The sequence below is a fragment of the Nocardia sp. NPDC052316 genome (assembly GCF_044547795.1).
Lineage (GTDB): Bacteria > Actinomycetota > Actinomycetes > Mycobacteriales > Mycobacteriaceae > Nocardia.
Genome location: NZ_JBIUBB010000001.1, coordinates 1452745 through 1476305, shown reverse-complemented (window position 1 = coordinate 1476305; position 23561 = coordinate 1452745). Strand labels below are relative to the sequence as shown.

Sequence of the window (23561 nt, the reverse complement as noted above, 5' to 3'; positions counted from 1 at the left end):
GGACCATGACAACATCGCGCAGCGATTCCCTGCCGGTCGGGCCGATCAACACCGTCTTGGTCGCCAATCGTGGCGAGATCGCCCGCCGGGTGTTCGCCACCTGTCGGCGGATGGGCCTCGGCACCGTTGCGGTCTACTCCGACGCGGATGCCGCCGCCCCGCACGTGACCGAAGCCGATGCGGCAGTGCTGCTTCCGGGCAACACGCCCGCGGAGACCTATCTGCGCGGCGAACTGATCATCGAGGCGGCGCTGGCCGCCGGTGCGGACGCGATCCATCCCGGTTACGGATTCCTCTCCGAGAACGCCGATTTCGCGAAATCGGTGCTGGCCGCCGGGCTGGTGTGGATCGGGCCGCCGGTCGAGGCCATCGAGCAGATGGGCTCCAAGGTCGCCTCGAAGAAGATGATGGACGCCGCGGGCGTTCCCGTGCTGGCCGAGCTCGACCCGGCCGAGGTCACCGAGGCGCACCTGCCCGTGCTGATCAAGGCGTCGGCCGGTGGTGGTGGCCGCGGCATGCGCGTGGTGCGTAGCCTCGGCGACCTGGAGGCGCAGATCGAAGCGGCGCGGCGCGAGGCGGCGTCCGCCTTCGGTGACCCAACGGTGTTCTGCGAGCGGTACCTGGAGACCGGCCGCCACATCGAGGTGCAGGTGATGGCCGACACGCACGGCACCATCTGGGCGGTCGGCGAGCGGGAGTGCTCCATCCAGCGCAGGCATCAGAAGGTGATCGAGGAGGCACCCTCGCCGCTCGTCGAGCGGGTCGACGGAATGCGCGCGCGGTTGTTCGAAGCGGCGCGGTTGGCCGCGGGCGCGATCGGCTACACCGGCGCGGGCACCGTGGAATTCTTGGCCGACGAGCGCGGCGACTTCTTCTTCCTGGAGATGAATACCCGCCTGCAGGTGGAGCATCCGGTCACCGAATGCACTACCGGCCTGGATCTGGTTCGGCTGCAACTCGAGGTTGCGTCCGGGGCGGCGCTGTCCGCCGAACCCCCGGCGATGTACGGGCATTCGATCGAGGTCCGGCTCTACGCCGAGGATCCGGCGCAGGATTGGCAGCCGCAGAGCGGCACCGTGCATCACCTCGACATCCCCTCCGTGGCAACGGAGTTCGGTCTGCTGGACCGTCCTGGCGTCCGGTTGGACAGCGGCGTGGTCGACGGGTCGGTGGTCGGCGTGCATTACGACCCGATGCTGGCCAAGGTGATCTCCTATGCCGAAACCCGCAGCGAGGCAGCGCGATTGCTGGCGAACGCCTTGCATCGGGCGAAGATTCACGGTTTGGTGACCAATCGCGACCTGCTGGTGCGGGTGCTGCGCCACCCCGCCTTCCTCGCGGGCGACACCGACACCGCGTTCTTCGGCACGCACGGACTCGACACCTTGGCGGCACCTTTGGTGTCCGAGTCCGACGAGGCGCTGTCCATCGTGGCCGCCGCGCTGGCCGATGCCGCGGCCAATCGCCGCACCGCGCGGGTCGGCGGCGGTCTGCCCAGTGGCTGGCGGAACCTGCCCTCCCAGTCGACGCACAAGCTGTTCGAGAGCCGCACCAGCGGGACGCACGACATCGGCTATCGCTATACCCGCGGTGTCGTTGCGGTGGACGGTTTCGACGGACTCGAACTCGTCGAGGCGGCACCCGATCGCGTCGTTCTCGCCGTTCCCGGTGAAAAGGGCTCGGTGCGAAGGCATTTCGCCGTCGCTCGCTACGGCGATCAGGTGTGCGTCGACTCCCCGCTCGGGCCGGTGAGTGTGCGCAGGCTGCCGCGCTTCAGCGATCCCGCCGATCAGGTGGCCACCGGCTCACTGCTCGCGCCCATGCCGGGCAGCGTGATCCGGCTCGGCGCCGAGGTCGGCAGCCGCGTCGAACAGGGCCAACCCATTCTGTGGTTGGAGGCGATGAAGATGGAGCACACCATCGCCGCACCCGCCGCCGGTGTGCTCAGCGCCGTCAATGTCACCGTCGGCCAGCAGGTCGAAGTCGGTGCCGTACTCGCCGTCGTCGACCCTGCCGAGGGCACGGAAACCCAGGAGACACAATGAGTTTTATCGAGACCGAAGAACAGACGGCGCTGCGGGCTGCGGTCGCCGCGCTCGCCGCGAAGTACAACTATCGCGACTACGTGCTGCCGAAGGCGCGCGCCAACGAGCCGCTGACCGAACTGTGGGACGAGGCGGGCAAACTCGGCTTCCTCGGCGTGAACCTCCCCGAGGAGTACGGCGGCGGCGGGGCAGGCCTGTACGAGCTGGCGCTGGTCATGGAGGAACTCTCCGCCCAGGGCGCAGGCCTGCTGCTCATGGTCGTCTCCCCAGCCATCTGCGGCACCATCATTACCAAGTACGGCACCGACGAGCAGAAGCGGCAGTGGCTGCCCAAGCTCGGCGACGGCTCGGCCAAGATGGTCTTCGGCATCACCGAGCCGGACGCGGGCTCCAACTCGCACCAGATCACCACGACCGCGCGACGCGACGGGGACGACTGGATCCTCAACGGGCGCAAGATCTTCATCTCCGGCGTCGATCAGGCCGAGGCCGTGCTCATCGTGTCGCGCACCGAGGACCACAAGACCGGCAAGCTCAAGCCCGCCTTGTTCATCGTGCCGACCGACGCCGAAGGCTTCCACAAGACGCCGCAGGAAATGGACATCATCGAGCCGGACCACCAGTTCACGCTGTTCCTCGACGATGTCCGGCTGCCCGGCAGCGCGCTGGTCGGCAAGGAGGACGCCGCACTGATGCAGCTGTTCGCCGGCCTGAACCCCGAGCGAGTGATGGGCGCCGCGATGGCCATCGGCCTGGGCCGCTACGCCATCGACCGCGCCGTGGAATACGCCAAGGAACGCACCGTGTGGAAGACGCCGATCGGTGCGCACCAAGGCATTTCGCATCCGCTGGCCCAGGTGAAGATCGAGCTGGAGCTGGCGAAGCTGATGATGCGCAAGGCGGCGACGCTCTACGACACGGGCGACGAGATGGGTGCCGCCGAGGCCGCCAACATGGCGAAATACGCTGCGGCCGAGGCGAGTATCAAAGCGCTCGACCAGGCGATCCAGACCCACGGTGGCGCCGGGCTCACCAAGGAGTACGGCCTGGCCGCCATGCTGGCCGCGGCGCGGATCGGCCGGATCGCCCCGGTCAGCCGCGAGATGGTGCTGAACTTCGTCGCCCAGTACTCGCTGGGCCTGCCGAAGTCCTACTGAGAGGCCGTTCCCCTATGACCGAGACCGTGACTGGTCCGTTCGTCCGCTACGACGTCGCGGACGGCTTCGCGACGCTCACGCTCGATTCGCCGCACAACCGGAACGCGTTGTCGTCCAAGCTCGTTGCCGAGCTCCTCCAGGGGCTCGACGACGCGGCCGCCGACGACGCGGTCCGGGGCATCGTGCTCGCGCACACCGGCAACACCTTCTGCGCGGGCGCCGACCTCACCGAGGCGAGCAACGCCGACCCCGCGGTGGCGGCCGACGACCGCACCCGCACCATGATCGGTGTGCTGCGGCGTCTCCTGGCCACCCCGAAGCCGGTGATCGCCCAGATCGACGGCAACGTGCGGGCAGGCGGCATGGGCATCGTCGCGGCCTGCGATATCGCGGTGGCGGGCCCGACGAGCAGTTTCGCGCTCACCGAGGTCCGAATCGGGTTGGCGCCGTTCATGATCTCGCTGACCTTGCTGCCGCGGCTCACCTCGCGTGCGGCCAGTAGGTACTTCCTGACCGGCGAGAAGTTCGGCGCCGACACCGCCGAACAGATCGGGCTGATCACCACCGCTGCCGCCGACCCGGTGGCCGAGGTGGCGCGGCTGCGCGCGGAGCTGCGCAAGGGCTCGCCACAGGGACTGGCCGCGAGCAAGCAGCTGGTGAACGCGGCCACGCTTGCCGAGTTCGACGCCTCGGCCGAGGAGCTGGCCGAGCGCTCGGCGAGTTTCTTCGGCACCGAGGAGGTGCACGAGGGCATGGCGGCCTTCCTGCAGCGCCGTCCGCCGAGCTGGGCAGAATAGCCCCCATGGCGACACCCCACGAACCCAAGCAGGACCGCAGCCGAGCCACCCGGCAGCGCCTGTTGGAGGCGACCATCGACTGCCTGGCCGAAACCGGCTGGGCGGCAGCGACGGTCGCCGTCGTCGCCGAACGGGCCGGGGTGTCCAGGGGCGCGGCGCAGCATCACTTCCCGACCAGGGAAGACCTGATCACCGCCGCGCTCGAGTACATGTTCGACAGCCGGACCCAGCAGGCCAGGGAGGAGGCGGTCGCGGTCGCCGCCCTGGCCGACGGGGTCGGCCGGACCGAGGCTGTGGTGGCGGGCCTGGTCGAGTCCTACACCAGCCCGCTGTTCAAGGCGGCGCTGCAGGTCTGGACGCACGCGGCCGCCGATCCGGCGCTTCGGGAGCGGATCGTCCCGTTGGAGGCCAAATTCGGCCGGGTCTCGCACCGGCGCGCGGTGGAGGCCCTCGGGGTCGACGACGCCGATCCGGTCACCCACCACCTGGTCCAGGCCACCCTCGACCTGGCGCGCGGTCTCGGCCTTGCCGATGTGCTCACCGACGACTCCGCGCGTCGCAAGCAGATCGTCCAGCAGTGGGCGGCCACCCTGCACACGGCGTTGAACGCGCCGCGCTGAATGCGCTGAGCCGATCGGCGCGCAACAGTCCGTGCGTGCCTTAGGGTCTGCCGTATGGACAGTGCGGAGTACGGCGGGCTCGAGCAGACCCTCGGCCAGCCGATTGCCGGTAGCGCGCCCGCCGAATGGGGTTTCCAGAACCGCACGGACCTGCTCACCCTCGCCGACGGTGATCGGATGGTGCTGCAGCGCTATCGCAATCCCGACGACGCCGAACGCCGCCTGCGGGTGATGCACACGCTGCTGGAGCCCGCCGCCAAACGCGGCATCACCATTCCGAAGATCCGCCGCTTCGACCTCGATGCCGACCCGGCCTGGATCGTCTTCGACGCCCTCCCTGGAGTTCCGGTCCCCGCCAGTGGCGACTTCGACGGTCCGCGATTCCGCGCCCTCGCCCGCGAGATGGGTACCCTGCTCGCGGCTTTCCGCCGCCTGCCCACCGCGGGCCTGCAACTCGACGACCTCTGGGCCAGCCCCACCCGCCTGGTCGAAAGCGCGACCGGCTGGGCCGCGCACCTGGAACTCGGTCCCGACCACCGCGCCACCCTCGACCGGACCCTGAAATCCCTGCCCACGCTCTTCGCCGACCGCCCCACCGTCCTCGCGCACGGCGACTTCACCCCCGTCAACATCCTCACCGACGGCGAAACCATCACCGGCCTCCTCGATTTCGAGTCCATCCGCCTCGCCGACCCCCTCTTCGACCCCGCCTGGTGGTCCTGGTCGGTCAGCCTCGCCGGCCCTCTCCCCGCCGCCTGGCCGGACTTTCTCGAGAGCGCGGGCTTCGACGCCACGGACCTCGAACTGCCCCTGCGCATCGAAGCCCTGCAGATCCTGCGCATGCTCGAACTCCTCGCCGAAAAGCCCGATCTCGCCCCCGCCGTCCGCGATGTAGTGCACGAGCGCCTCCTGACCATGCTCAGCTGAACGGCTGTTACCTGGCCTTTTGCGGGATGTCACACTCGCTGACGCTGCGTCGTCCTCTCTGTGAACGCGGAACAACGCACTGACACAGAGGGAGCGGGAAGCATGACGACGACCAAGAAGATCGCGGTGGCCGGGGCGACCGGACGGCTGGGCAAGCACGTGGTGGATGTGCTGACCGAGCGAGGGTACGAGGTGGTCGCGTTCTCGCGGAGCAACGGCGTGGACATCGAGAGCGGCGCGGGTCTGGTCGAGGCGCTCGACGGCGTGCAGGTCGTCATCGACGCCGCCAGCACGCCGTCCGCCGACAAGGACATCGCCACCGAGTTCTTCACCGCAGCCGCCCGTAACCTGCACGAGGCAGGCCGGCAGGCCGGCGTCGAGCGCCTGGTCGCCGTCTCCATCATCGGCATCGACACCGCCACCGCGGGTTACAACGCCGCCAAACTGGTGCACGAGCAGCAGCTGCTGGCAGGCCCGCTGCCCGTGCATATCCTGCGCGCCGCCCAGTTCCACGAACTGGTCGAGGTGATGACCCAGTGGGGCACCCAGGGTGACACGGCCTATGTCGCCGCCATGCGCACCCAGCTGGTGGCCGCTCGCACCGTCGCCGAAGCGCTCGTCGATCTCGCCGTCGAGCCCACCGCCCCCGCGACTCCGTTCCCCGAAATCGCGGGCCCCCGACCCGAAACCATGGCAGGCGCCGCCACCCTCTTCGCCGCGCGCCGCGGCGGCCCCGCCCACATCATCGAGTCCAGTGACCCGCAGAACCCGGACCGCGAAGCCTTCGAAGACGGCACGCTGCTCCCCAGCCCGCACGCCGTCCTCGCGGGCCCCACCTACGCCGAATGGCTTGAAGCCACCTACCCGGCCGCGTAACAGCCCGGTGCGCCACGGCCCGTAACGGCAGCGAAACTCGCTGCCGTTACGGGTCTTTCCTCGAGCTTGGCGGGTCGTGATCCGCAGGGCCGCTGCGGATCGCGGCGATTCAGTGGGTGGTGAGGTCGTAGAGCGTGATTCCGTCTACTTCGGTAGCGGTGAAGTTTTCCTGAACCCATTGGGCGATCTGGGAACTGGAACCGGAGGGGGCGGGGCCGAATACTTCGTTGTGTCCGCCGCGCTTGCTGCCGATGAAGTAGTGGATCTTTCCTTGGGCTACATACTCTTTGAACTGGTCGAGGGTGGGGGATGGGTCACTGCCGTTGAAGCCGCCGATGGGCATTACCGGGAGCTCGGTGGCAAGTTGGTAGCCTGCGGCGCTATTCGAACCGACGGCAGCGGCGACCCAGGTGTAGGCGCTGCCGTTGTGTTCGAGCAGCGACACTACTTTTTCGCTCGGTTTGCTCGCACCGAGTAGGCCACCCGCGGTGATGATCTCCCGGCCAGGGCCACCGGCCGGCATCGGACCCTGGCCCGGTCCGTTTCCGGGGCGTCCGCCGGGTGCGCGGCCGTTCGGTGCGCCGCCGGGCGGGGGTGTGCCGGGGCCATCGGGCATCCCCTCGGCCCACGGTGGCCTGCCGAACATGCCGAACCCGCCCACATTCGGGCCCGCCGACGGGATGGAACCCTCGTGCGGCGTGGCGATCGTGTCGATGGCGTAGGCGGTCGGCCCGGCCAATCCGGTGCAGGCGATGATCAGTGCGGAGACGACGGCGAGCTTGCGCCGGGCGGGCACGAGCGCGGCGATGGTGGCGAGTACACCGACCACAAGTACGGTCCACCGCAACCACGGCACCCAATGCACGCTGCGGGACAACAACATCCACGCGGTCGCGGTGGTGAGCCCGACGGCGAGCGCGAGCATCGCCCGCACCCACAGCCGGTGCCGCTCGCGCCACAGCAGCACAGCGCCCGCGCCGACGAGCGCGCCGACGGCCGGAGCCAGCGCCACCGTGTAGTACTGATGGAAGATCCCCGCCATGAAGCTGAAGGTCAAGCCGGTCACCAGCAGCCAACCGCCCCAGAGGATCAACGACGCACGCTGCGGATCGGTGCGGGCAGTCCTGCCGCGCAACAGGATTCCCGCGACCAGGGCCACCAGCGCCGCCGGGATCAGCCAGGCGATCTGACCACCCTGCGCGGCCTCGAACATGCGCGTGATGCCGGTGCTACCCCACATGCCGTTGCCGCCGGGCGGCAGCTCGCCACCGGGCCCGACGCTGCCGCTCTCGTTGCCGCTGAGCCGACCGAGTCCGTTGTAGCCGAGCGTGAGCTCGAGAATCGAATTGTGCTGCGACCCACCGATCCACGGCCGCGACGAGGCGGGCCACAGTTCCACGGCCAGCAACCACCAACCGGCCGCGACCACCATGGCGACGCCTGCGGCCACCAGCTGCGCGATGCGTTTGCCGAGCTTGGGCGGCCCGGCTACCAGATAGGTCAGGGCCAGCGGCGGAACAACCAGCAGCACCTGCAGCTGCTTGGTGAGAAAGCCGAACCCGACGAACACCCCGGTCAGCACCAGCCAGCGCCAGCGTCCGTCCTCGACCGCCCGGGTGATCGCCCACGCCGCCGCGACCATCAGGAACACCAGCAGCGCATCCGGATTGTTGAACCGAAACATGAGCACCGCAACGGGAGTCACCGCGAGCACCAGTCCGGCGAGCAGCCCGGCGGCGGGCCCGAACGGCCTGCGCACCGTCGCCCACAGCAGCGCCACGCTGGCGACACCGAGCAGCACCTCCGGCACCAGAATGCTCCAGCTGTTCAAGCCGAACGCCCGCACCGACAACTCCATCAGCCAGAGCGCGGCGGGCGGCTTGTCCACGGTGATCGAGTTCGCCGCATCCGAGGATCCGAAGAAGAAGGCCTTCCACGACACCGAACCCGCTTGCACCGCAGCGGAGTAGAAGGAGTTGGACCACCCGTTCGCGCTCAGGTTGCACAGGTACGCGACAGCCGTGCCGATCAGCAAGGCGGCCAATGCCGGGTATTCCCAGCGGGTTCCACGTTCGGGCGCGGGTTGTGCCGGAACCGCCGTGGGCGGCGCCAGTGTCGCGGTCATCGAACACCTTCCTCGTGGCCTTGGGCAGCGATCGCGGCCGGCTCAGTGTCGGAGTCGGCCGCCGCGCTCGTTGCGAGTGCCTTCCGCGCCGGGTTCGGCGTGTTCCGGAACACCCATCGCAACCCGACGAATCGCAGAATCGTGGCCACCAGATTGGCGAGCACCAGCACGAACAACTCCAGATGCACCGGCGCGTCCGGCGCCCAATGGTGCAGGGTGAACAGCGATCCGCTGGTCAGCGCCAACCCGATACCGAAGATCACCAACCCCTGGAACTGGTGTGACACCGCGCCCGTCGCGCCACGCACGCCGAAGGTGAACGCACGGTTGGCCGCCGTATTGGCGACTGCCGTGATCAACAGCGCCAGGAAATTGGCCACCTGCGCCTCGGTGAACGATTGCAACACCACGTAGAGCAACAGATAGGCCAGCGTGCTCAGCACGCCGACGATCGCGAAGCGAACCAGCTGGCCGACCATCCCGAGCGGCACGCCGGGCACCAGCGGTTCGCGCCCCACCGCACGGCGCAATTCCTCCAGCGGCAACGCCCCGGTGGCCAGCGCCCGCGTCAATCGCCCGATGCCGAGCAGGTCCTTGCGTGCGGTGTCGACGATGTCGACGCGACTGTCCGGATCATCGATCCAGTCCACCGGCACCTCGTGGATGCGTAACCCGGCCCGCTCGGCGAGCACGAGTAGCTCGGTGTCGAAGAACCACTCGCCGTCGCGCACCAGCGGCAGCAGCTGCCGCGCCACTTCGCTGCGCATCGCCTTGAAACCACACTGCGCGTCCGAGAAGTGCGCTTGCAGTGAGGCTTTCAGCAAGAGGTTGTAGCAGCGCGAGATGATCTCGCGCTTCGGCCCGCGCACCACCCGCGAGGACGAGCTGAGCCGGGTCCCGATCGCCAGGTCCGAGTGCCCGGTGATCAGCGGTGCCACCAGGGGCAGCAGCGCGTTCAGGTCGGTGGACAGGTCCACATCCATATAGGCGACCACCTGCGCGTCGGAATGCTCCCAGGCCGCGCGCAGCGCCCGTCCACGCCCCTTGGCATCCAGGTGCAGCACCCGCACGCCGTCGAGCTCCTCGGCGAGCAGCTCGGCGACCTGCAGGGTGGCGTCGGTGCTGGCATTGTCGGCCACCGTGATCCGCGCCGGGAAGGGGAACCCCGCGCGCAGATACGCATGCAGCCTGCGCACACAGATGCCGAGGTCGGTCTCTTCGTTGTAGACGGGTATCACCACGTCCAGCACGGGCGCACCCGGTGTCTCGGCTAATTCCGCCGCCGCGACGGTCACAGTCTCGGTCATAGGGACTACCTTCGGCCGCCACGTTGTCACGGAGCTGGGCCTCAGCTGTGAGGTTCCTGGGGGGGCGTGGCGCCCAGCGCGGAAAGCCGATCAAGCGGGCACGTGTGCCGCCTCTTCGGCCACCTCCGGCACCGGACCGCCGCGCCGCCGCATCAGCAGCAGCACGGCCGCGCCGCCGACCAAGCCGACGACGCCACTGACCGCGAGGGTGCCCTGAACACCCGCTGCCGCCGCGGCCCGCACCGCCGCCGCCAGCGCGGACTGTGCCTCTGCGGGCACCTGCTGTACCAACACCGCGGCTCGGCCACCGCCGACGGCCCGCGCCGCGTCCGCCGCGTCCGGCACCGCCCGCTCGGCGAGCACATCCGCCGCCCGCGCCGTGAAAACACTGCCCAGCGTGGCGATCCCGAGGGTGAAGCTCAGCTGCTGCGCGGTATTGACCGCGCCCGTCGCCATCCCGGCCCGCTGCCATGGCACCGCCGCCATCGCCGCCGAACTCAATGTCGCGGTGGCCAGGCCGACCCCGAGGCCGATCACCAGGAAGCCGGGAACCAATGCCGCCCAACCCGCTTCGCCGTGCACCAGCACCGCGCCCGCCACCCCGCCGAGGCCGATGGCGAAGAGACCACCCGCGATGATCCGGCCGCGCTGCTCGCCGTGCAGATACCGGCCGAAGACGCCGGACACCAGAAATGCCATGACGGACAACGGCAGTCCCACCGCGCCCGCCTGGATCGCGCTGAGTCCGAGCACCGACTGCAGCCAGATCTGGGTGTACATCAGCGCGCCGAAGGCGGCGAAGAACAGCGCACCGGCGGCGACGAGCACGCCGACGAACGAGCGGTCACCCAGCAGCGCCAGGTCGAGCATCGGGTGTGCCGAAGCCCGCTCGACGAGCAGGAACACCACCAGCGACCCCGCGGCGACCAGCAGCAACCACCAGGTGCGCGGATCGGACCAGCCGTGCTCGTTGGCCCGGATCAGTGCGTAGGTAGCGGTCGCCGCGCCGACGGTGAACGCCGCCATGCCCGCGACGTCGATCCGGCCGCGCCGCGCCCGCTCCCCGTCGCCGAGTACCCACAGGCACAGCGCCACCGCCACCGCGCTGACCGGCAGGTTGACGAAGAAGATCCAGCGCCAGGAGGCGAGATCGGTGAGCACGCCGCCGATGATCGGCCCGATGGCACTCGACGCGCCCGCGACAGCACCCCAGACTCCGTACGCGGTGCCCCGGTCCCGGTCGGTGTACGAGTTGTTCAGCAGGGCGAAGGTGGTACACGCCATGGTGGTCGCGCCGACCCCCTGCACCACCCTGGCGAGGATGAGCACGGTCGGGTTCGGTGCGAGACCGCAGACCAGTGAGGACACCGCGAACAGCAGCAATCCGGCCAGGTAGGCGCGGCGATGCCCGGCCAGGTCGGCGATCGAGCCCGCGCCGAGCATGAGCGCTGCCATGGCAAGGGCGTAGCCGTCGACGACCCATTGCAGTGCGCTGAACGACGCGTTCAAGTCGCTTCGCATGTCGGGTAGTGCGACGTTCACGATGGTGACGTCGACCAACAGCATGAAGGTGCCCAGACACACCGTCAGCAGTGGTAGCCATTTACGCAAAACCGTTGTCCTCTCTCGAAATCGGGGAGTGAGTGGCGACGGCGTCGAGTATTCGGAGAACCAGCTCGTTCCGGCGTCCCGATCAGGACTTGGCGTACATTTCCTCCTTATGAGCGCCGCGGGAATAGGCAAAAACTCCATCTTGGACGGCGTCGATACGCAGATCGTGCAGTCGCTGCAGCTCGACCCGCGCGTCTCGTTCAACCGGGTCGCCGCCGAACTCGGCGTCGCCGAACAGACCGTCGCCCGCCGCTATCGGCGGCTGCGCCGCGACGGCGTGGTCCGGGTGATCGGCGCGGTCGACTCCAGGGCCCTCGGCGAGAACGACTGGATCATCCGGGTGCACTGTCGTCCGGACGGCGCGCGGCAGGTGGGTGAGGCGCTGGCGCGCCGCGACGACGCCGCGTGGGTCGCCATCGCGGCGGCGGGGGCCGAGGTGAACTTCTCGCTGCACCCGCGCACCCAGCAGGATCGCGACGACCTGCTGGTGCGGCGACTGCAGCGCACGGCACCGGTGCACGACATCGCCGCGGCGATGATCCTGCACCGATTCGTCGGACCGGGCGCGCTCGACTGGCGCGGCCGACAGGCCAAGCGCGCCGATGACGAGCACAGCACGGCCGCAACGGATTACGCCGAGGCCGACCTACAGCTCCGGGACGAGGACGCCGCGCTGCTCGAACTACTGGCCCGCGACGGGCGCGCGAGCTACGCCGTCCTGGCGCGGGCCACCGGCATGAGCATCGGCCGGGTGGCCCGCCGCATCGCGGCCTTGCAGGCCGCGGGAATCCTGTACTTCGATCTCGACATCGCCCCTGCCGCACTGGGTTCCAGCCTCTCGGCCTTCCTCTGGCTGCGGGTGGCCCCGGCGCGGCTCGCGGCGATCGGCCGTGCCGTCGCCGAGCACGATGAAACCGCCTACGCCGCAGCGGTTACCGGACCGTTCAACATCTTCGCCGTGCTGACCGCGGACACCGCTGACGATCTGTACCACTACGTGACCACCAAGATGGCGACCCTCGACGGTGTGCACAGTTTCGAACTCACCCCGGTGCACGAACGACTCAAGCAGGCGGGCTCGCGCACCAGCGCGGGCCTGCTCACTCCGCCACCGCCGGTGCCGCCCCGCTCCGGCACGGCCCGGCGTCGCTAGTCCCCGCCCTACAAGGCGATACCGAATCGTGCCGCCGTCCGCCTGCCCGCCCGATACAGCGGGACGCCGAGGTCCGCGTAGGCGGGACCGAGCACCCGGGGGATCAGGTCGATGGCTCGGGCATCGGCCCCGATCAGCACGCGGGCCTTGTTCTTCGCGACGCCGTGCAGGATGGTCTTCGCCGCCGCCTCCGGGCTGGTGAGGGTGAGCGCGTCGAAGCCGCGGCGGATCGTCTCGACGTCCACGTCGTCGGGGATGCCGCGGGCGCTCACCGCGATATTCGTCTTCACCCCGCCGGGATGCACACAGGTGACACCGACCGGATGCCCGGCGATCCGCATCTCCTGGCGCAGCGCCTCGGTGAACCCGCGGACCGCGAATTTAGCTGCGTTGTAAGCACTTTGGGTGGGCACGCCGACCAGACCGAATACCGACGACACATTGACGATGTGCCCGTCGCCGGAGCCGATGAGGTCGGGCAGGAAGGCTTTGGTGCCGTGCGCGACACCCCAGAAGTTGATGTTCATCAACCAGTCGAAGTCGTCCCACGTCATGTCCTCGACATCGGCGCCGAGGGCAACGCCCGCGTTGTTGACGACCAGGTTCACCCGCCCGAATTCGCCGCGCACCGCCGCCGCGTGCGCGTACACCGCGGCCCGGTGCGCCACGTCGAGCTCGTACGGAACCGCCATCGCACCGAGCTTTTCGCAACGCCCTGCGGTGTCGGCCACCGATTCGGTGTTGATGTCCGACAGCGCCAGCCGAGCCCCGCGCCGGGCGAGTTCCAGGGCCAGCGCCCGGCCGATGCCGGAGCCCGCGCCCGTGATCACGGCGACTTTTTGGGTGAAGTTCTTCATTGAACGTCCTCGGGGTTACGGGGCTGGTGGGGTCGATCGGCCGTTGCGATGGGGCGCCGGAAAAGTCTGGGCCGGAAGGTCTTCCAGGACGACGGTGCGCCGCGTCGGGGCGCTCGGCACCGGACCGATGAACTCGTACTCCGCCGGATCGATCCGCCTGGTCTGCAGCCAGTACTGCCAGGTGAACCCGGACCACAGCGTCCGATTGTGCCCGTGCTCGTCCAGATACCAGCTCTGGCAGCCGCCGGTGTTCCACACCGAACGCGAGAGGCCCTGTTGCAGCCGGGCATTGAATCGGTCCTGGGCCGCCCGCCGCGGTACCAGCGCGACCGCGCCCTGCTCGCGTACTCGCCGAATCGCCTGCAGCACATAGTGGATCTGGGCCTCGATCATGAAGATCATCGAGTTGTGGCCGAGGCCGGTATTCGGCCCGACCAGGAAGAAGGCGTTCGGCATGTCGGCGACCGTGATCCCGCGATGCGCCTGCACGCCCTCCCGGTCCCAGCGCTCGGTCAGGTCCACCGCGCGCAGGCCGACCATCGGCAGATTCTTGTAGGAGTTGAGGACGTGGAAGCCGGTGCCGTAGATGATCACCTCGGCCGGGCGCTCGACGCCGTCGGCGGTGACGATGCCGCCCTCGGTGCAGTGGTCGATGCGCGCGGTGACCAGTTCGGTCTTGGGATCGGCGAGCGCCGGGTAGTAGGTGTCCGAGCCGAGCAGCCGCTTACAACCCGCCCGATAGTCCGGCGTCACCCGTGCCCGCAGCGCCGGATCGGCGATCTGGCGCTCGATGTGGCGCCTGCCGATCCGCTCCAGCACCTTTAGCAGTGCGGGCCGCCAGTTCATCGCGTACCCGCCGACCTCAGCGCCCCAGTAGATGCCATTGCGCAGCACCGATCGCAGGCCGGGCACCCGTGTCAGCGCACGCCGGAACCGCTCGGAGAACTCCACGTCCGCGCGTGGCATCACCCACGGCGCGGTGCGCTGGTAAACCGTCAACGCCGCCACCTCGCCGACGATCTCCGGCACGAATTGAACTGCGCTGGCGCCCGTTCCGATCACCGCGACCCGCTTGCCGGTGAGTTCGACGCTGTGGTCCCACCGCGCCGAGTGGAACGTGGCGCCGGTGAAGTCCGCGCGGCCGCGGAACTCCGGAATGCTCGGAATGTGCAGCGCGCCAACCGCGGACACGAGAAACTGCGCGACATATTCCTGACCGTCCGCGCTGAACGCATGCCAGTGGCGCTCGGCCTCGTCCCAATATCCGTGGGCCATGTGCTGCCGGAAGCGGATGTGTGGCCGCAACCGGTATTTCTCGGCGACGTCCTGCAGATAGTCGAAGATCTCCTGCTGCCCGGAGAACAGTCGCCGCCAAGTCGTGCGTGGCTCGAACGAATACGAATACAAATGGGTCGGCACATCGCAGGCACAGCCGGGATAGGTGTTGTCGCGCCAGGTGCCGCCGATCTCCTCGGCCTGCTCCACGATGAGGTAATCGTGGATACCCGCCTTGTCGAGGGCGATGCCCATGCCGAGGCCGGAAAAACCGCTGCCGACAATGAGGACTCGGGTGTGGATCGCGGACGTCATCGTCCCCACCGGCTCTCTGCGTTCGGTACCTAATACCACCGGTTCTGGGTAGTTTTCCGAGTGTGTCCCACGCCTCAGCCGATGTCAACGCCGCGACCCGGTCATCGGTACCGCTGGTAGCAGGTAGCATCCGGAATTGTGATGCGCAGCGGGCGAAAATTAGACGAGGTGCCACGCAAGCGCGTCGACGCACGCACGGAGCGCTGGCGCGAGCACCGGCTGAAGGTGCGCGAGGAGTTCGTCGACGCGGCGTTCCGCGCGCTGGACAAGTTCGGCCCGGAAGTCAGCATGGGCGATATCGCCAAGGAGGCCGGCGCGGCAAAACCCAAGCTGTACCGGCACTTCGAGGACAAGACCGACCTGTACAACGCCATCGTCGACCGGGTCCGCGACATGCTGTGGGAGCAGCTGATCGCGAGCGTGGATCTGACCAACGACTCGGCGCGCGAGCTGGTGCGCCGCGGCGCCGCGGAGTACGCACTGGTGGTGTCGCAGCACCCCAACGTTTTCCGGTTCATGCTGCACAGTCATTTCGCGCAGCAGTCCGACGATTCCGAACGCGCGCTGCAATCGGCGCGGCAGTCCGCCAAACGGGCCGCTGATCTGTTCGCCGAATTGGTCGCCGACACCTCGGTCGAGGTGGACAGCGTCGAACTCGTCATCTACTCGATTTTCGGCGCGGTCGGCTCGGCCACCGACTGGTGGCTCGGCGCGAATCGGTTGAAATCGCAGCCGATGCCGATCGAGAAGTTCGTCGCCTACCTCGCCGAGACCATTGCCGCGTTGACCGAGGCCAATGCCCGGCTCAACGGCATCGTCATCGACACTGATCTGCCACTGCACCTTGCCTTTTCCGGCGAGTAGCACCTTGCCTCGCCGACCGCGGCATTGCCGGGGCCGGCGCTGGAACCTTGGTCGCATCCACTCGAACGACGTTGTTCTGGTTCGACCGCTTCGTCGAGGCCTACCGCGTTTGCGACACCTTTATTGTCGCAGCACCCACCGACAAGAATCGGCCCCTTAAGGGGCTGTTGGAGTGGGGAATCGCCCCCCAATTCTCGGGGGTCGCCGATGTCAGTCGTGGTGCAGCCGCCACAGCGGCGACACCGGACCGTGGCCGGCGCCGAGGTCGTACGACGCGGCAAGACACCGATAGGTCCACTCCTTGGCGAACTCCACCGCCTCGGGCACCGGATACCCGTTGGCCAGCGCGCACGCGATCGCCGCGGCCAGGGTGTCCCCGCCGCCGTGATCGTTGCCGGTGCCGATCCGCGGCGCGGTGAACTCCAGGAACTGCGCGCCGTCGAAGAGCAGGTCGGTGCTGTACTCCGAGGCGCGCAGGTGCCCGCCCTTCACGATCGCCCACTGCGCACCCAGTTTGTGCAGTGCCTCGGCGGCCGAGCGGGCGGACACGTCGTCGGTGACCTCGATGCCGGTGATCAGCCTGACCTCGTCGAGGTTCGGCGTCACCACCGTCGCCAGCGGGATCAGCGTGTGCCGCACCGCGTCCAGCGCCTCGTCGTGCAGCAGCGGGTCGCCGTGCATGGAGGCCGCGACCGGATCGACCACCAGCGGAATGTGCCCGTCCCGGCCGATCCCCACCTCCCGGCAGACCGCCGCGACGGCCTCGATGATGGCGGTCGAGGCCAACATGCCGGTCTTGGCCGCACCCACCCCGATATCGGTGGCCACGGTGCGGACCTGGCCGGCCACGATGTGCGGCGGGATCTCGTGGAAGTCGCTGACCCCCACCGAGTTCTGCACCGTCACGGCCGCGACCGCCACGCAGGCGTGCACGCCGCACAGGGCCATGGTGCGCGAATCGGCCTGGATTCCGGCGCCGCCACCGGAGTCGGTCCCGGCGATGGTGAGCACCCGGACGGGGGTCTGTCCGTCGGGGGTCAATGGCAACAGCTTCACCAGACAAACCCTACGACCGTCGGGCCGAGTTGCCACGCGCAACCGGTGACCCGGCCTGCCGACAGTAAATGAAAACCATTATCATTAAGGTATGACCATCTCACCGCCTGCCGACCTGCTCCCCGTCACCGTGCTGTCCGGCTTCCTCGGCGCGGGCAAGACGACGCTGCTCAATCACATCCTCGCCAACCGCGAGGGCCGCCGGGTGGCGGTCATCGTCAACGACATGAGCGAGGTCAACATCGACGCCGCGCTGGTGGCCGGGCAGGGGCACCTCGATCGCACCGAGGAGAAGCTCGTCGAGCTGACCAACGGCTGCATCTGCTGCACGCTGCGCGAGGACCTGATCGAGGCGGTGGGCAGGCTCGCGCGGGAGGGGCGGTTCGACCAGCTGGTGATCGAGTCGACCGGCATCTCCGAGCCGATGCCGGTGGCCGCCACCTTCGACTGGGAGTTCGAGGACGGATTCAAGCTCGGCGATATCGCGCGGCTGGACACCATGGTGACGGTGGTCGACGCGTCCACCTTCCTCGCCGAGGTGGCCCGCGGGCAGGCACTGGCCGAGCGGAATCTGCAAGCGGGCGAGGGTGATGCCCGCACCATCGCCGACTTGCTGGTCGATCAGGTGGAGTTCGCCGATGTGCTGCTGGTGAACAAGGCCGATCTGGTCGGTGCCGCGGCGGCGGGTGCGGTGGAAGCGACTGTGCGCAAACTCAATCCGCGCGCCCACGTGCTGCGCACCACCAACGGCGTCGTCGAGTTGAGCGACGTACTCGGCACCGGACGGTACAACCCGGTCGTCGCGGCGGAGGCCGAAGGCTGGGACGAGGAGCTGGCGGGCGGGCACACGCCGGAGACCGAGGAGTACGGCATCCGCAGCCTCACCTACACCGCCGACCGGCCGTTCCATCCACTGCGGCTGTCCGAGGCGCTCGGTGAATTGCGTGGACTGTTGCGCAGCAAGGGTTTCTGCTGGATCGCCAGCCGCGCCACCCTGGCGGCCATCTGGTCCCAGGCCGGGCCGAATCTCGTCTTCGAGCCCGCCGCATGGTGGTCGGCGCTGGAAGTGCCTGCCGGACAGGAGATTGTCTTCATCGGTATCAAGCTCGATCGGGACAAGGTGCGTGCCCTGCTGGACAACGCGTTGCTCACCGACGCGGAGTTCGCCGCGGGGCCGGCCGAGTGGGCAGGCTACCCGGATCCGTTCCCTGCCTGGGGTGAACTGCACGAGCACGCCTAGATCGAGAGTCGTCGGCTCAGTGCGCCTTCGGGCGGTTTCGACCCACGCACCGGGGTTCGGAGCGTGGGTCGCGGGGCGGGATGCCGTGGCATGGCCGGTCACTCAGTTCGAGATACCCGGGGTCTGCCGCAGATAGGTGGTGTCGGTCAGCTGCTCGAGCATGAAGTCGGCGATGTCGGCGCGGGAGATCTTCAGCGAGAGCCCCCGCTCGTCCGCGGGGAAGCCGCGCCGGAAGCCACGGGTGCGCGGCCCGTCGGTGAAGGCGCTGGGCCGCACGATCGTCCAGTCCAGCTCGCTGGCGCGGACATAGGCCTCCTGCTGCACGTGGTCGGCGTACGCCTGGCGCAGCAGCACCCCGAACATCAGGTACTTCCAGACGAAGTTCAGGTTGGCCCGGCTCTCGTCCACGCCCAGGGTGGTCTGCACGATCAACCGCTTCACCCCGGTCCGATTCATGGCCGCCAACACCGCGCGGGTGCCCTCGGCCCGGATCACGCCCTTGCGGCCCGCGCCGAGCGAGACGAGCACCGCGTCCTGGCCGACGACCGCGCGCTCGACCGAATGCGTGTCCAGCACATCACCTTCCGCGATGTGCAGCCGCTCGTGCCGCTGCGCGAGGCCCGCCGCGCTGCGGGTGAAGGCGGTCACCTCGTGACCCTCCTCGATGGCTTGCGCGACGACCAGGCGACCGACCGTGCTGGTGGCTCCGAAGACCGCGATTTTCATGGGGTTCTCTCCTTGGTGAAAGCCGTTGTGCTGTTGGTGAATCAAGTACAACAGCGCGGAGTGAGACGAACCATGGCCGTGAGTCTCGATGGCATAAGAGACAGTCTTCGGCGGCCGACGCAGGCCGACGGCCCGCGCCCGACGAGCGGGGGCGGGCCGTGCGGCGCGTGGTCGCGCTCAGCTGAGCTGGGCGAAGAACTCCCGCACATCGCCGACCAGGATCTCCGGCGCCTCGTGCGCCGCATAGTGACCCGCCGCGTCGTTCGGCCCGCCCTGCGCGCTACCTGCGTCGTAGGAGTTCCAGCGGACGATGTTCTTGTGGTCGCGCTCGGCGAACCGGCGGATCGACTGGAAGTCGCCCTTGAACATGGCCAGCGCGGTCGGCACGGTGGTCGGCCCGTCCAGCTGTTCGGTGGCGTGCGCGTCTTCGTAGTAGAACCGGGTGGACGAGCTCGCGGTGCCGGTCAGCCAGTAGAGCGCCACATTGCCGATGACGAAATCGGGGTCGAGTGACTCGCCCATCAGCTGGGCGTTCCAGCCGAGCAGGCCCACCGGCGAGTCGGTCAGCGCGTAGGCCAGCGTCTGCGGCTGCTGGCTGAGGAAGGTGTTGAACGCCATCTTGTTGTCGTGGAACCACTGCAGGTGCCCCAGCGCCGCCATGTCCTCCTCGGACATGCCCTCGAACTCGGCCGGATCGCCGGACGGGAACGAGAACAGCTGCGTCACATGGACGCCGATCAGCTTGTTCGGCACCAGCTTGGCCATTTCCGGCGCGATCATCGAGCCCGCGTCGTTGCCGATCGCGCCGTAGCGCTGGTAGCCGAGCCGGTCCATCAGCTCCACCCACGCCTTCGCGGTGCGCACGCGGTTCCAGCCGGTGCTGCGGGTCGGGCCGGAGAAGCCGAAGCCGGGCAGCGACGGGATCACCAGGTGGAACGCGGGCGCATCGGCCGACTCCGGCTCGGTCAGCGGGGCGATGACGTCGAGGTATTCGAGGATCGAGCCGGGCCAGCCGTGCGTCAGGATCACCGGAACGGCGTCCGGCCGCGAGGAGGTGATGTGCAGGAAGTGGATGTCCTCGCCGTCGATCTCGCTGGTGAACTGCGGGTAGGAGTTCAGCCGCGCCTCCAGCGCCCGCCAGTCGAAGCGCTCCAGCCAGTACTGCGCGAGTGCGCGCACCCGATCGCCGGGCACGCCGTAGGAGTCGCCGACACCCGGCAGTTCGCTCGGCCACAGGGCGCGGCGCAGCCGGTCCGCCAGATCGTCGAGCTTCGCCTGCGGGACGTCGATCTGGAAGGGCTTGATGGTGCTCATGGCGTTCTCCTAGTGAAGCGGAATGCTTTGCTCTGTTCAAACTCTAACAGAACGGAGCATTCCGTTTCAATAGTTGGCGAGAAGTTTTTCGTTTCCCAGCTGAGCGCGGTCCTGGGGACGCAAAACAGCCCACACCCCGGCAGGAGTGTGGGCTGTGGACGAACCGCTCAGCGGTACTGCGCGAAGAACTCGGTGATCTCGTTGGACATCAGCTCGGGCGCGACGTGGTGCAGGTAATGCGTGTACACGTCGTGGGTCCGCCACGAGACGATGTTGCTGTGATCGCGCTCGGCGAAGCGGCGGATGCCGTGGAAGTCGCCGTTGGAACCCGAGAGCGCCAGCGGGACCGAGGTCGGTCCGGTCGGCTGATCGGCCTTGGCCTTCTCGAAGTAGTGCCGAATCGCGGAACCCGCTGTGCCGGTGAGCCAGTGGATCGCGATGTTGGTCAGCACGAAGTCGTCGTCGAGGTCGGGCCCGAGCAGTTGGCCGTTCCAGCCGACGAGACCGGCCGGGGAATCCATCAGTGCGTGCGCCAGGGTCTGCGGCTGCTGGGACTGCAGGATGTTGAACCCCATCTTGTTCTTGACGAACCAGTCCAGGGTGGCCAGGGACTGCGCCTCGTCCTCGGTGAGGTCGGCCAGCTCGGCCGGATCGCCCGTCGGGAACGAGTAGACCTGGGAAACCTGCACGGCGACAACGTGTTCCGGATCGACCCGGCCGAGCTCGGGGGAGATCTGCGCGCCGCCGTCATTGCCGACCGCGCCGTAGGTGTCGTATCCGAGCCGCCGCATCAGCTCGGCCCAGGCCTTCGCGATCCTGGTGTCGTTCCAACCGGCTTCCGTTGTCGGACCGGAGAATCCGTAGCCCGGCACCGAGGGGATCACCAGGTCGTGCCCGGCCGCGGTCAACGGCTCGATGACGTTGAGGAACTCGACGAACGTTCCCGGCCAGCCGTGGGTCAGGATCAGCGGCAGTGCTTTCGCGGCATTGTCCTGTGCACGTACATGCAGGAAGTGGATGTTCTGGCCGTCGATCTCGGTGGTGAACTGCGGGTAGGTGTTCAGCGTCTCCTCGACCTTGCGCCAATCGAACCCGTCGCGCCAGTAGTCCACCAGGTGGCGGACCCGGTCGACGCTCACCCCGTAGGTGTCGCCCGAGCCGGGGATCTGGTCGGCCCAGCGGGTGCGGGCCAGCCGGGCCTGCAGCTCGTCCAGCTCGGCCTGGTCGATGGCGATGCGGAAGGGGGTGATGGTGGTCATCTGAGCTCCTTTTGAAACGGAATGCTTTGTTCTGTTTGAATAGTAACAGAACGGATCATTCCGTTCAAGTGCTATGCTGAAGTTATGCCGAAATCAACAGATGCTCCAGCTCGGAAGGCTTTGCCCGGCCGGAAGGCGCAGGCGGCCCGCAACGACGGGCTCATCCTGGACGCCGCGCGGTCGGTGTTTCTGGCCGACGCCAACGCGCCGATCGCCGCAGTCGCCGAGCGGGCCGGGGTGGGGATCAGCGCGCTGTACCGGCGCTACCCGAGCAAAGAAGTCTTGTTGCGCACGCTCTGCCACGAGGGCCTGCGCCGCTACAACGTGGAAGCCGATGCGGCGCTTGCCGATTCGGACGGCTGGCGGGCGCTGGTCGAATTCCTGGAGCGGGTCGTCGACGCCGACGTGCACTCGCTGACGGTGCACCTCGCCGGTACCTTCACGCCGGACGAGTCGTTCCTGCCCGACGTGCTGCACTCCGCCGAGGCGAACAACGAGATCGTGCGGCGTGCGCAGGCCACCGGCAAACTGCGCCCGGGCGTCACCGCCGAGGATCTCGGACTCATCCTGGAATCGTGTGCCGCCATCGCGATGCCCGATCCGGCCCGCACCGCGCAGCTGCGCCGCCGGGTGCTCGCCATGCTGGTGGCCGGCCTGTCCGTGGACGGTGATCTGCCCGGCCCCCCGCCCAAGGCCGGCGAGTTCGCGTGGCGGTGGGAGCGGCGTCCCTGACCGCGGCTGCGATTCTCGGGCGCTGACAGCCCGGGTACCGCGGACTCACACCCGGCCGAACGCCAACGCCACGTTGTGCCCGCCGAAGCCGAACGAGTTGTTCAGGGCGTAGTCGATGCGCTGCTTGCGTGCTGCGCCACAGACGATGTCCAGGTCGATCGCCGGATCGCGGTGGTCGAGATTCAATGTGGGCGGGACGATCTGGTCGCGCAGCGTCAGCATGGTGACGAGGGATTCGAGCGCGCCCACCGCGCCGATCGAGTGTCCCAGTGCGGATTTGGGCGCGTAGACCGACGCGTCCGGTGCGACGGCGGCGATCGCGTTGGCCTCCGACGCATCGCCGATCGAGGTCGAGGTCGCGTGGGCATTGATGTGCTGAATATCCGAAACCTGCAGCCCCGCAGTCTGTATCGCCTTGCGCATGGCCCGCGCCGCGCCGATGCCCGCCGGCTCCGAGGCAACGATGTGATAGGCGTCGGAGGTGATGCCCGCGCCGAGCACCCTGCCGTGGATCTCGGCGCCGCGGGCCCGTGCGTGCCGCTCGGATTCGAGCACGAGCAGCGCGCCCGCCTCGCCGAAGACGAATCCGTCCCGGTCCCGGTCGAACGGCCGCGACGCCCGCGCTGGTTCGTCGTTGCGGGTGCTCATCGCCCGCATCATCGCGAAGCTCGCGATGGGTACCGCGTCGATGTGGCCCTCCACGCCGCCGGTCACCACCACATCGGCTTCGCCGGTACTGATCAACCGCCAGGCCTGCGCGATCGCCTCGGAGCCGGACGAGCACGCCGACACCGGCGTGAAAATGCCTGCCTTGGCGCCGATCTCGAGTCCGACGGTGGCCGCAGGGCCGTTCGGCATCACCATCGGCACCGACATCGGCGACACCTTCCGGTAGCCGCCTGCCCGCATCGCGTCGACCGCGTTGATCAGCGCGTCCCCGCCGCCGAGCCCGGTGCCGATGGCCACGGCGAGCCGTTCGCCGTCCACGTCGGGGGTGCCGGCCCGTTGCCAGACCGCGCGGCCGAGCACCAGTGCCAGCTGTTCGATATAGGACAGTCGCCGCTGTTCGATCCGGGTCAACCGCTCGCCCGGATGCGACTTCAGCTGTCCGCCGATGCGCACCGGCAGGTCGTACTCTGCGACGAAGTCCGCGCCGAGCACGCCGATGCCGCTGTGCCCGAGCAGCAGCTCCGACCAGGTCGTATCCATGTCCTCGGCCAGCGACGTGGTGGCGGCGTAGCCGGTGACGACGACGGATTCCCGAGTTTCTGAAGCGATTGTTACAGTCACCATGACATGGATACC

At 68.5% G+C, this 23561-nt stretch carries 20 protein-coding genes; 10 read left to right on the top strand and 10 right to left on the bottom strand.

Annotated features, from left to right (window positions below):
* Positions 1-5 precede the first annotated feature (5 nt).
* From ACIHA7_RS06850 to ACIHA7_RS06825, 6 genes are all read left to right on the top strand, one after another.
* On the top strand, positions 6-2045 hold the full coding sequence (locus ACIHA7_RS06850; protein WP_397286290.1) for an acetyl/propionyl/methylcrotonyl-CoA carboxylase subunit alpha: 2040 nt from the start codon (positions 6-8) through the stop codon (positions 2043-2045).
* Positions 2042-3202 carry an acyl-CoA dehydrogenase family protein gene (locus ACIHA7_RS06845; protein ID WP_387713316.1) on the top strand — a complete coding sequence of 387 codons (1161 nt, stop codon included), beginning with the start codon at positions 2042-2044 and terminating at the stop codon, positions 3200-3202. Before ACIHA7_RS06850 ends, ACIHA7_RS06845 begins: the two co-directional genes overlap by 4 nt.
* 14 nt (positions 3203-3216) lie before the next feature.
* Entirely contained in the window at positions 3217-3999 is a 783-nt protein-coding gene (locus ACIHA7_RS06840) for an enoyl-CoA hydratase family protein (protein WP_397286287.1), read from the top strand.
* 5 nt (positions 4000-4004) lie between these two features.
* The gene (locus tag ACIHA7_RS06835; protein ID WP_397286285.1) at positions 4005-4619 is read left to right on the top strand and encodes a TetR/AcrR family transcriptional regulator; all 615 of its coding nucleotides are present in this window, start codon (positions 4005-4007) and stop codon (positions 4617-4619) included.
* 54 nt (positions 4620-4673) lie between these two features.
* The gene (locus ACIHA7_RS06830) at positions 4674-5546 is read left to right on the top strand and encodes a phosphotransferase family protein (protein WP_397286283.1); all 873 of its coding nucleotides are present in this window, start codon (positions 4674-4676) and stop codon (positions 5544-5546) included.
* 102 nt (positions 5547-5648) lie between these two features.
* Positions 5649-6422 carry an SDR family oxidoreductase gene (locus ACIHA7_RS06825; RefSeq protein ID WP_397286281.1) on the top strand — a complete coding sequence of 258 codons (774 nt, stop codon included), beginning with the start codon at positions 5649-5651 and terminating at the stop codon, positions 6420-6422.
* Positions 6423-6531: 109 nt separating this feature from the next.
* On the opposite strand, the gene ACIHA7_RS06820 is transcribed toward ACIHA7_RS06825, so the two are convergent.
* The 3 genes from ACIHA7_RS06820 to ACIHA7_RS06810 form a co-directional block, all read right to left on the bottom strand.
* A complete protein-coding gene (locus ACIHA7_RS06820) occupies positions 6532-8547 on the bottom strand; it encodes a glycosyltransferase family 39 protein (RefSeq protein WP_397286279.1) in 2016 nt (671 codons plus the stop codon).
* The gene (locus tag ACIHA7_RS06815) at positions 8544-9854 is read right to left on the bottom strand and encodes a glycosyltransferase (RefSeq protein ID WP_397286277.1); all 1311 of its coding nucleotides are present in this window, start codon (positions 9852-9854) and stop codon (positions 8544-8546) included. Before ACIHA7_RS06815 ends, ACIHA7_RS06820 begins: the two co-directional genes overlap by 4 nt.
* A 90-nt stretch (positions 9855-9944) precedes the next feature.
* On the bottom strand, positions 9945-11465 hold the full coding sequence (locus ACIHA7_RS06810; RefSeq protein ID WP_397286275.1) for an MFS transporter: 1521 nt from the start codon (positions 11463-11465) through the stop codon (positions 9945-9947).
* Between the two features lie 109 nt (positions 11466-11574).
* Between ACIHA7_RS06810 and ACIHA7_RS06805 the strand changes: the two genes are divergently transcribed.
* Positions 11575-12618, top strand: coding sequence for an Lrp/AsnC family transcriptional regulator (locus tag ACIHA7_RS06805; protein ID WP_397286273.1), 1044 nt, complete (start codon positions 11575-11577; stop codon positions 12616-12618).
* Positions 12619-12626: 8 nt separating this feature from the next.
* Here ACIHA7_RS06805 and ACIHA7_RS06800 read toward each other — a convergent pair whose 3' ends face one another.
* Both ACIHA7_RS06800 and ACIHA7_RS06795 read right to left on the bottom strand, forming a co-directional pair.
* Entirely contained in the window at positions 12627-13475 is an 849-nt protein-coding gene (locus tag ACIHA7_RS06800) for an SDR family NAD(P)-dependent oxidoreductase (protein WP_397286271.1), read from the bottom strand.
* Between the two features lie 15 nt (positions 13476-13490).
* The gene (locus ACIHA7_RS06795) at positions 13491-15065 is read right to left on the bottom strand and encodes a flavin-containing monooxygenase (RefSeq protein ID WP_397286269.1); all 1575 of its coding nucleotides are present in this window, start codon (positions 15063-15065) and stop codon (positions 13491-13493) included.
* A gap of 168 nt (positions 15066-15233) precedes the next feature.
* Between ACIHA7_RS06795 and ACIHA7_RS06790 the strand changes: the two genes are divergently transcribed.
* Positions 15234-15929 carry a TetR/AcrR family transcriptional regulator gene (locus tag ACIHA7_RS06790; RefSeq protein ID WP_397286267.1) on the top strand — a complete coding sequence of 232 codons (696 nt, stop codon included), beginning with the start codon at positions 15234-15236 and terminating at the stop codon, positions 15927-15929.
* 210 nt (positions 15930-16139) lie between these two features.
* Here the strand turns inward: ACIHA7_RS06790 and thiD are convergent, their stop codons facing one another.
* Positions 16140-16985: a bifunctional hydroxymethylpyrimidine kinase/phosphomethylpyrimidine kinase gene (thiD, locus tag ACIHA7_RS06785; protein ID WP_397286265.1), complete on the bottom strand. Its 846-nt coding sequence runs from the start codon at positions 16983-16985 to the stop codon at positions 16140-16142.
* 91 nt (positions 16986-17076) lie between these two features.
* Here thiD and ACIHA7_RS06780 point away from each other — a divergent pair, with 91 nt between their 5' ends.
* Positions 17077-18225 carry a GTP-binding protein gene (locus tag ACIHA7_RS06780; RefSeq protein WP_397286263.1) on the top strand — a complete coding sequence of 383 codons (1149 nt, stop codon included), beginning with the start codon at positions 17077-17079 and terminating at the stop codon, positions 18223-18225.
* Between the two features lie 102 nt (positions 18226-18327).
* Here ACIHA7_RS06780 and ACIHA7_RS06775 read toward each other — a convergent pair whose 3' ends face one another.
* From ACIHA7_RS06775 to ACIHA7_RS06765, 3 genes are all read right to left on the bottom strand, one after another.
* Complete coding sequence (locus ACIHA7_RS06775; RefSeq protein ID WP_397286261.1) at positions 18328-18951, bottom strand: NAD(P)-dependent oxidoreductase; 624 nt, start codon at positions 18949-18951, stop codon at positions 18328-18330.
* Between the two features lie 177 nt (positions 18952-19128).
* Positions 19129-20265 carry an epoxide hydrolase family protein gene (locus ACIHA7_RS06770; protein WP_397286259.1) on the bottom strand — a complete coding sequence of 379 codons (1137 nt, stop codon included), beginning with the start codon at positions 20263-20265 and terminating at the stop codon, positions 19129-19131.
* Positions 20266-20432: 167 nt separating this feature from the next.
* Entirely contained in the window at positions 20433-21524 is a 1092-nt protein-coding gene (locus tag ACIHA7_RS06765) for an epoxide hydrolase family protein (RefSeq protein WP_397286257.1), read from the bottom strand.
* Between the two features lie 84 nt (positions 21525-21608).
* Between ACIHA7_RS06765 and ACIHA7_RS06760 the strand changes: the two genes are divergently transcribed.
* A complete protein-coding gene (locus tag ACIHA7_RS06760; protein ID WP_397286255.1) occupies positions 21609-22256 on the top strand; it encodes a TetR/AcrR family transcriptional regulator in 648 nt (215 codons plus the stop codon).
* 45 nt (positions 22257-22301) lie between these two features.
* Here the strand turns inward: ACIHA7_RS06760 and ACIHA7_RS06755 are convergent, their stop codons facing one another.
* Complete coding sequence (locus ACIHA7_RS06755) at positions 22302-23549, bottom strand: KasA/KasB family beta-ketoacyl-ACP synthase (protein WP_397286253.1); 1248 nt, start codon at positions 23547-23549, stop codon at positions 22302-22304.
* Positions 23550-23561 lie beyond the last annotated feature (12 nt).

Bases quoted from the DNA above. Each gene is read 5' to 3' on its own strand.
- ACIHA7_RS06770 (WP_397286259.1), bottom strand. From the start codon at position 20,265: ATGAGCACCATCAAGCCCTTCCAGATCGACGTCCCGCAGGCGAAGCTC.
- ACIHA7_RS06820 (WP_397286279.1), bottom strand. From the start codon at position 8,547: ATGACCGCGACACTGGCGCCGCCCACGGCGGTTCCGGCACAACCCGCG.
- ACIHA7_RS06755 (WP_397286253.1), bottom strand. From the start codon at position 23,549: ATGGTGACTGTAACAATCGCTTCAGAAACTCGGGAATCCGTCGTCGTC.
- ACIHA7_RS06760 (WP_397286255.1), top strand. From the start codon at position 21,609: ATGCCGAAATCAACAGATGCTCCAGCTCGGAAGGCTTTGCCCGGCCGG.
- ACIHA7_RS06835 (WP_397286285.1), top strand. From the start codon at position 4,005: ATGGCGACACCCCACGAACCCAAGCAGGACCGCAGCCGAGCCACCCGG.
- ACIHA7_RS06815 (WP_397286277.1), bottom strand. From the start codon at position 9,854: ATGACCGAGACTGTGACCGTCGCGGCGGCGGAATTAGCCGAGACACCG.
- ACIHA7_RS06850 (WP_397286290.1), top strand. From the start codon at position 6: ATGACAACATCGCGCAGCGATTCCCTGCCGGTCGGGCCGATCAACACC.
- ACIHA7_RS06830 (WP_397286283.1), top strand. From the start codon at position 4,674: ATGGACAGTGCGGAGTACGGCGGGCTCGAGCAGACCCTCGGCCAGCCG.
- ACIHA7_RS06795 (WP_397286269.1), bottom strand. From the start codon at position 15,065: ATGACGTCCGCGATCCACACCCGAGTCCTCATTGTCGGCAGCGGTTTT.
- ACIHA7_RS06765 (WP_397286257.1), bottom strand. From the start codon at position 21,524: ATGACCACCATCACCCCCTTCCGCATCGCCATCGACCAGGCCGAGCTG.
- ACIHA7_RS06800 (WP_397286271.1), bottom strand. From the start codon at position 13,475: ATGAAGAACTTCACCCAAAAAGTCGCCGTGATCACGGGCGCGGGCTCC.
- ACIHA7_RS06840 (WP_397286287.1), top strand. From the start codon at position 3,217: ATGACCGAGACCGTGACTGGTCCGTTCGTCCGCTACGACGTCGCGGAC.
- ACIHA7_RS06845 (WP_387713316.1), top strand. From the start codon at position 2,042: ATGAGTTTTATCGAGACCGAAGAACAGACGGCGCTGCGGGCTGCGGTC.
- ACIHA7_RS06805 (WP_397286273.1), top strand. From the start codon at position 11,575: ATGAGCGCCGCGGGAATAGGCAAAAACTCCATCTTGGACGGCGTCGAT.
- ACIHA7_RS06775 (WP_397286261.1), bottom strand. From the start codon at position 18,951: ATGAAAATCGCGGTCTTCGGAGCCACCAGCACGGTCGGTCGCCTGGTC.
- ACIHA7_RS06780 (WP_397286263.1), top strand. From the start codon at position 17,077: ATGACCATCTCACCGCCTGCCGACCTGCTCCCCGTCACCGTGCTGTCC.
- ACIHA7_RS06825 (WP_397286281.1), top strand. From the start codon at position 5,649: ATGACGACGACCAAGAAGATCGCGGTGGCCGGGGCGACCGGACGGCTG.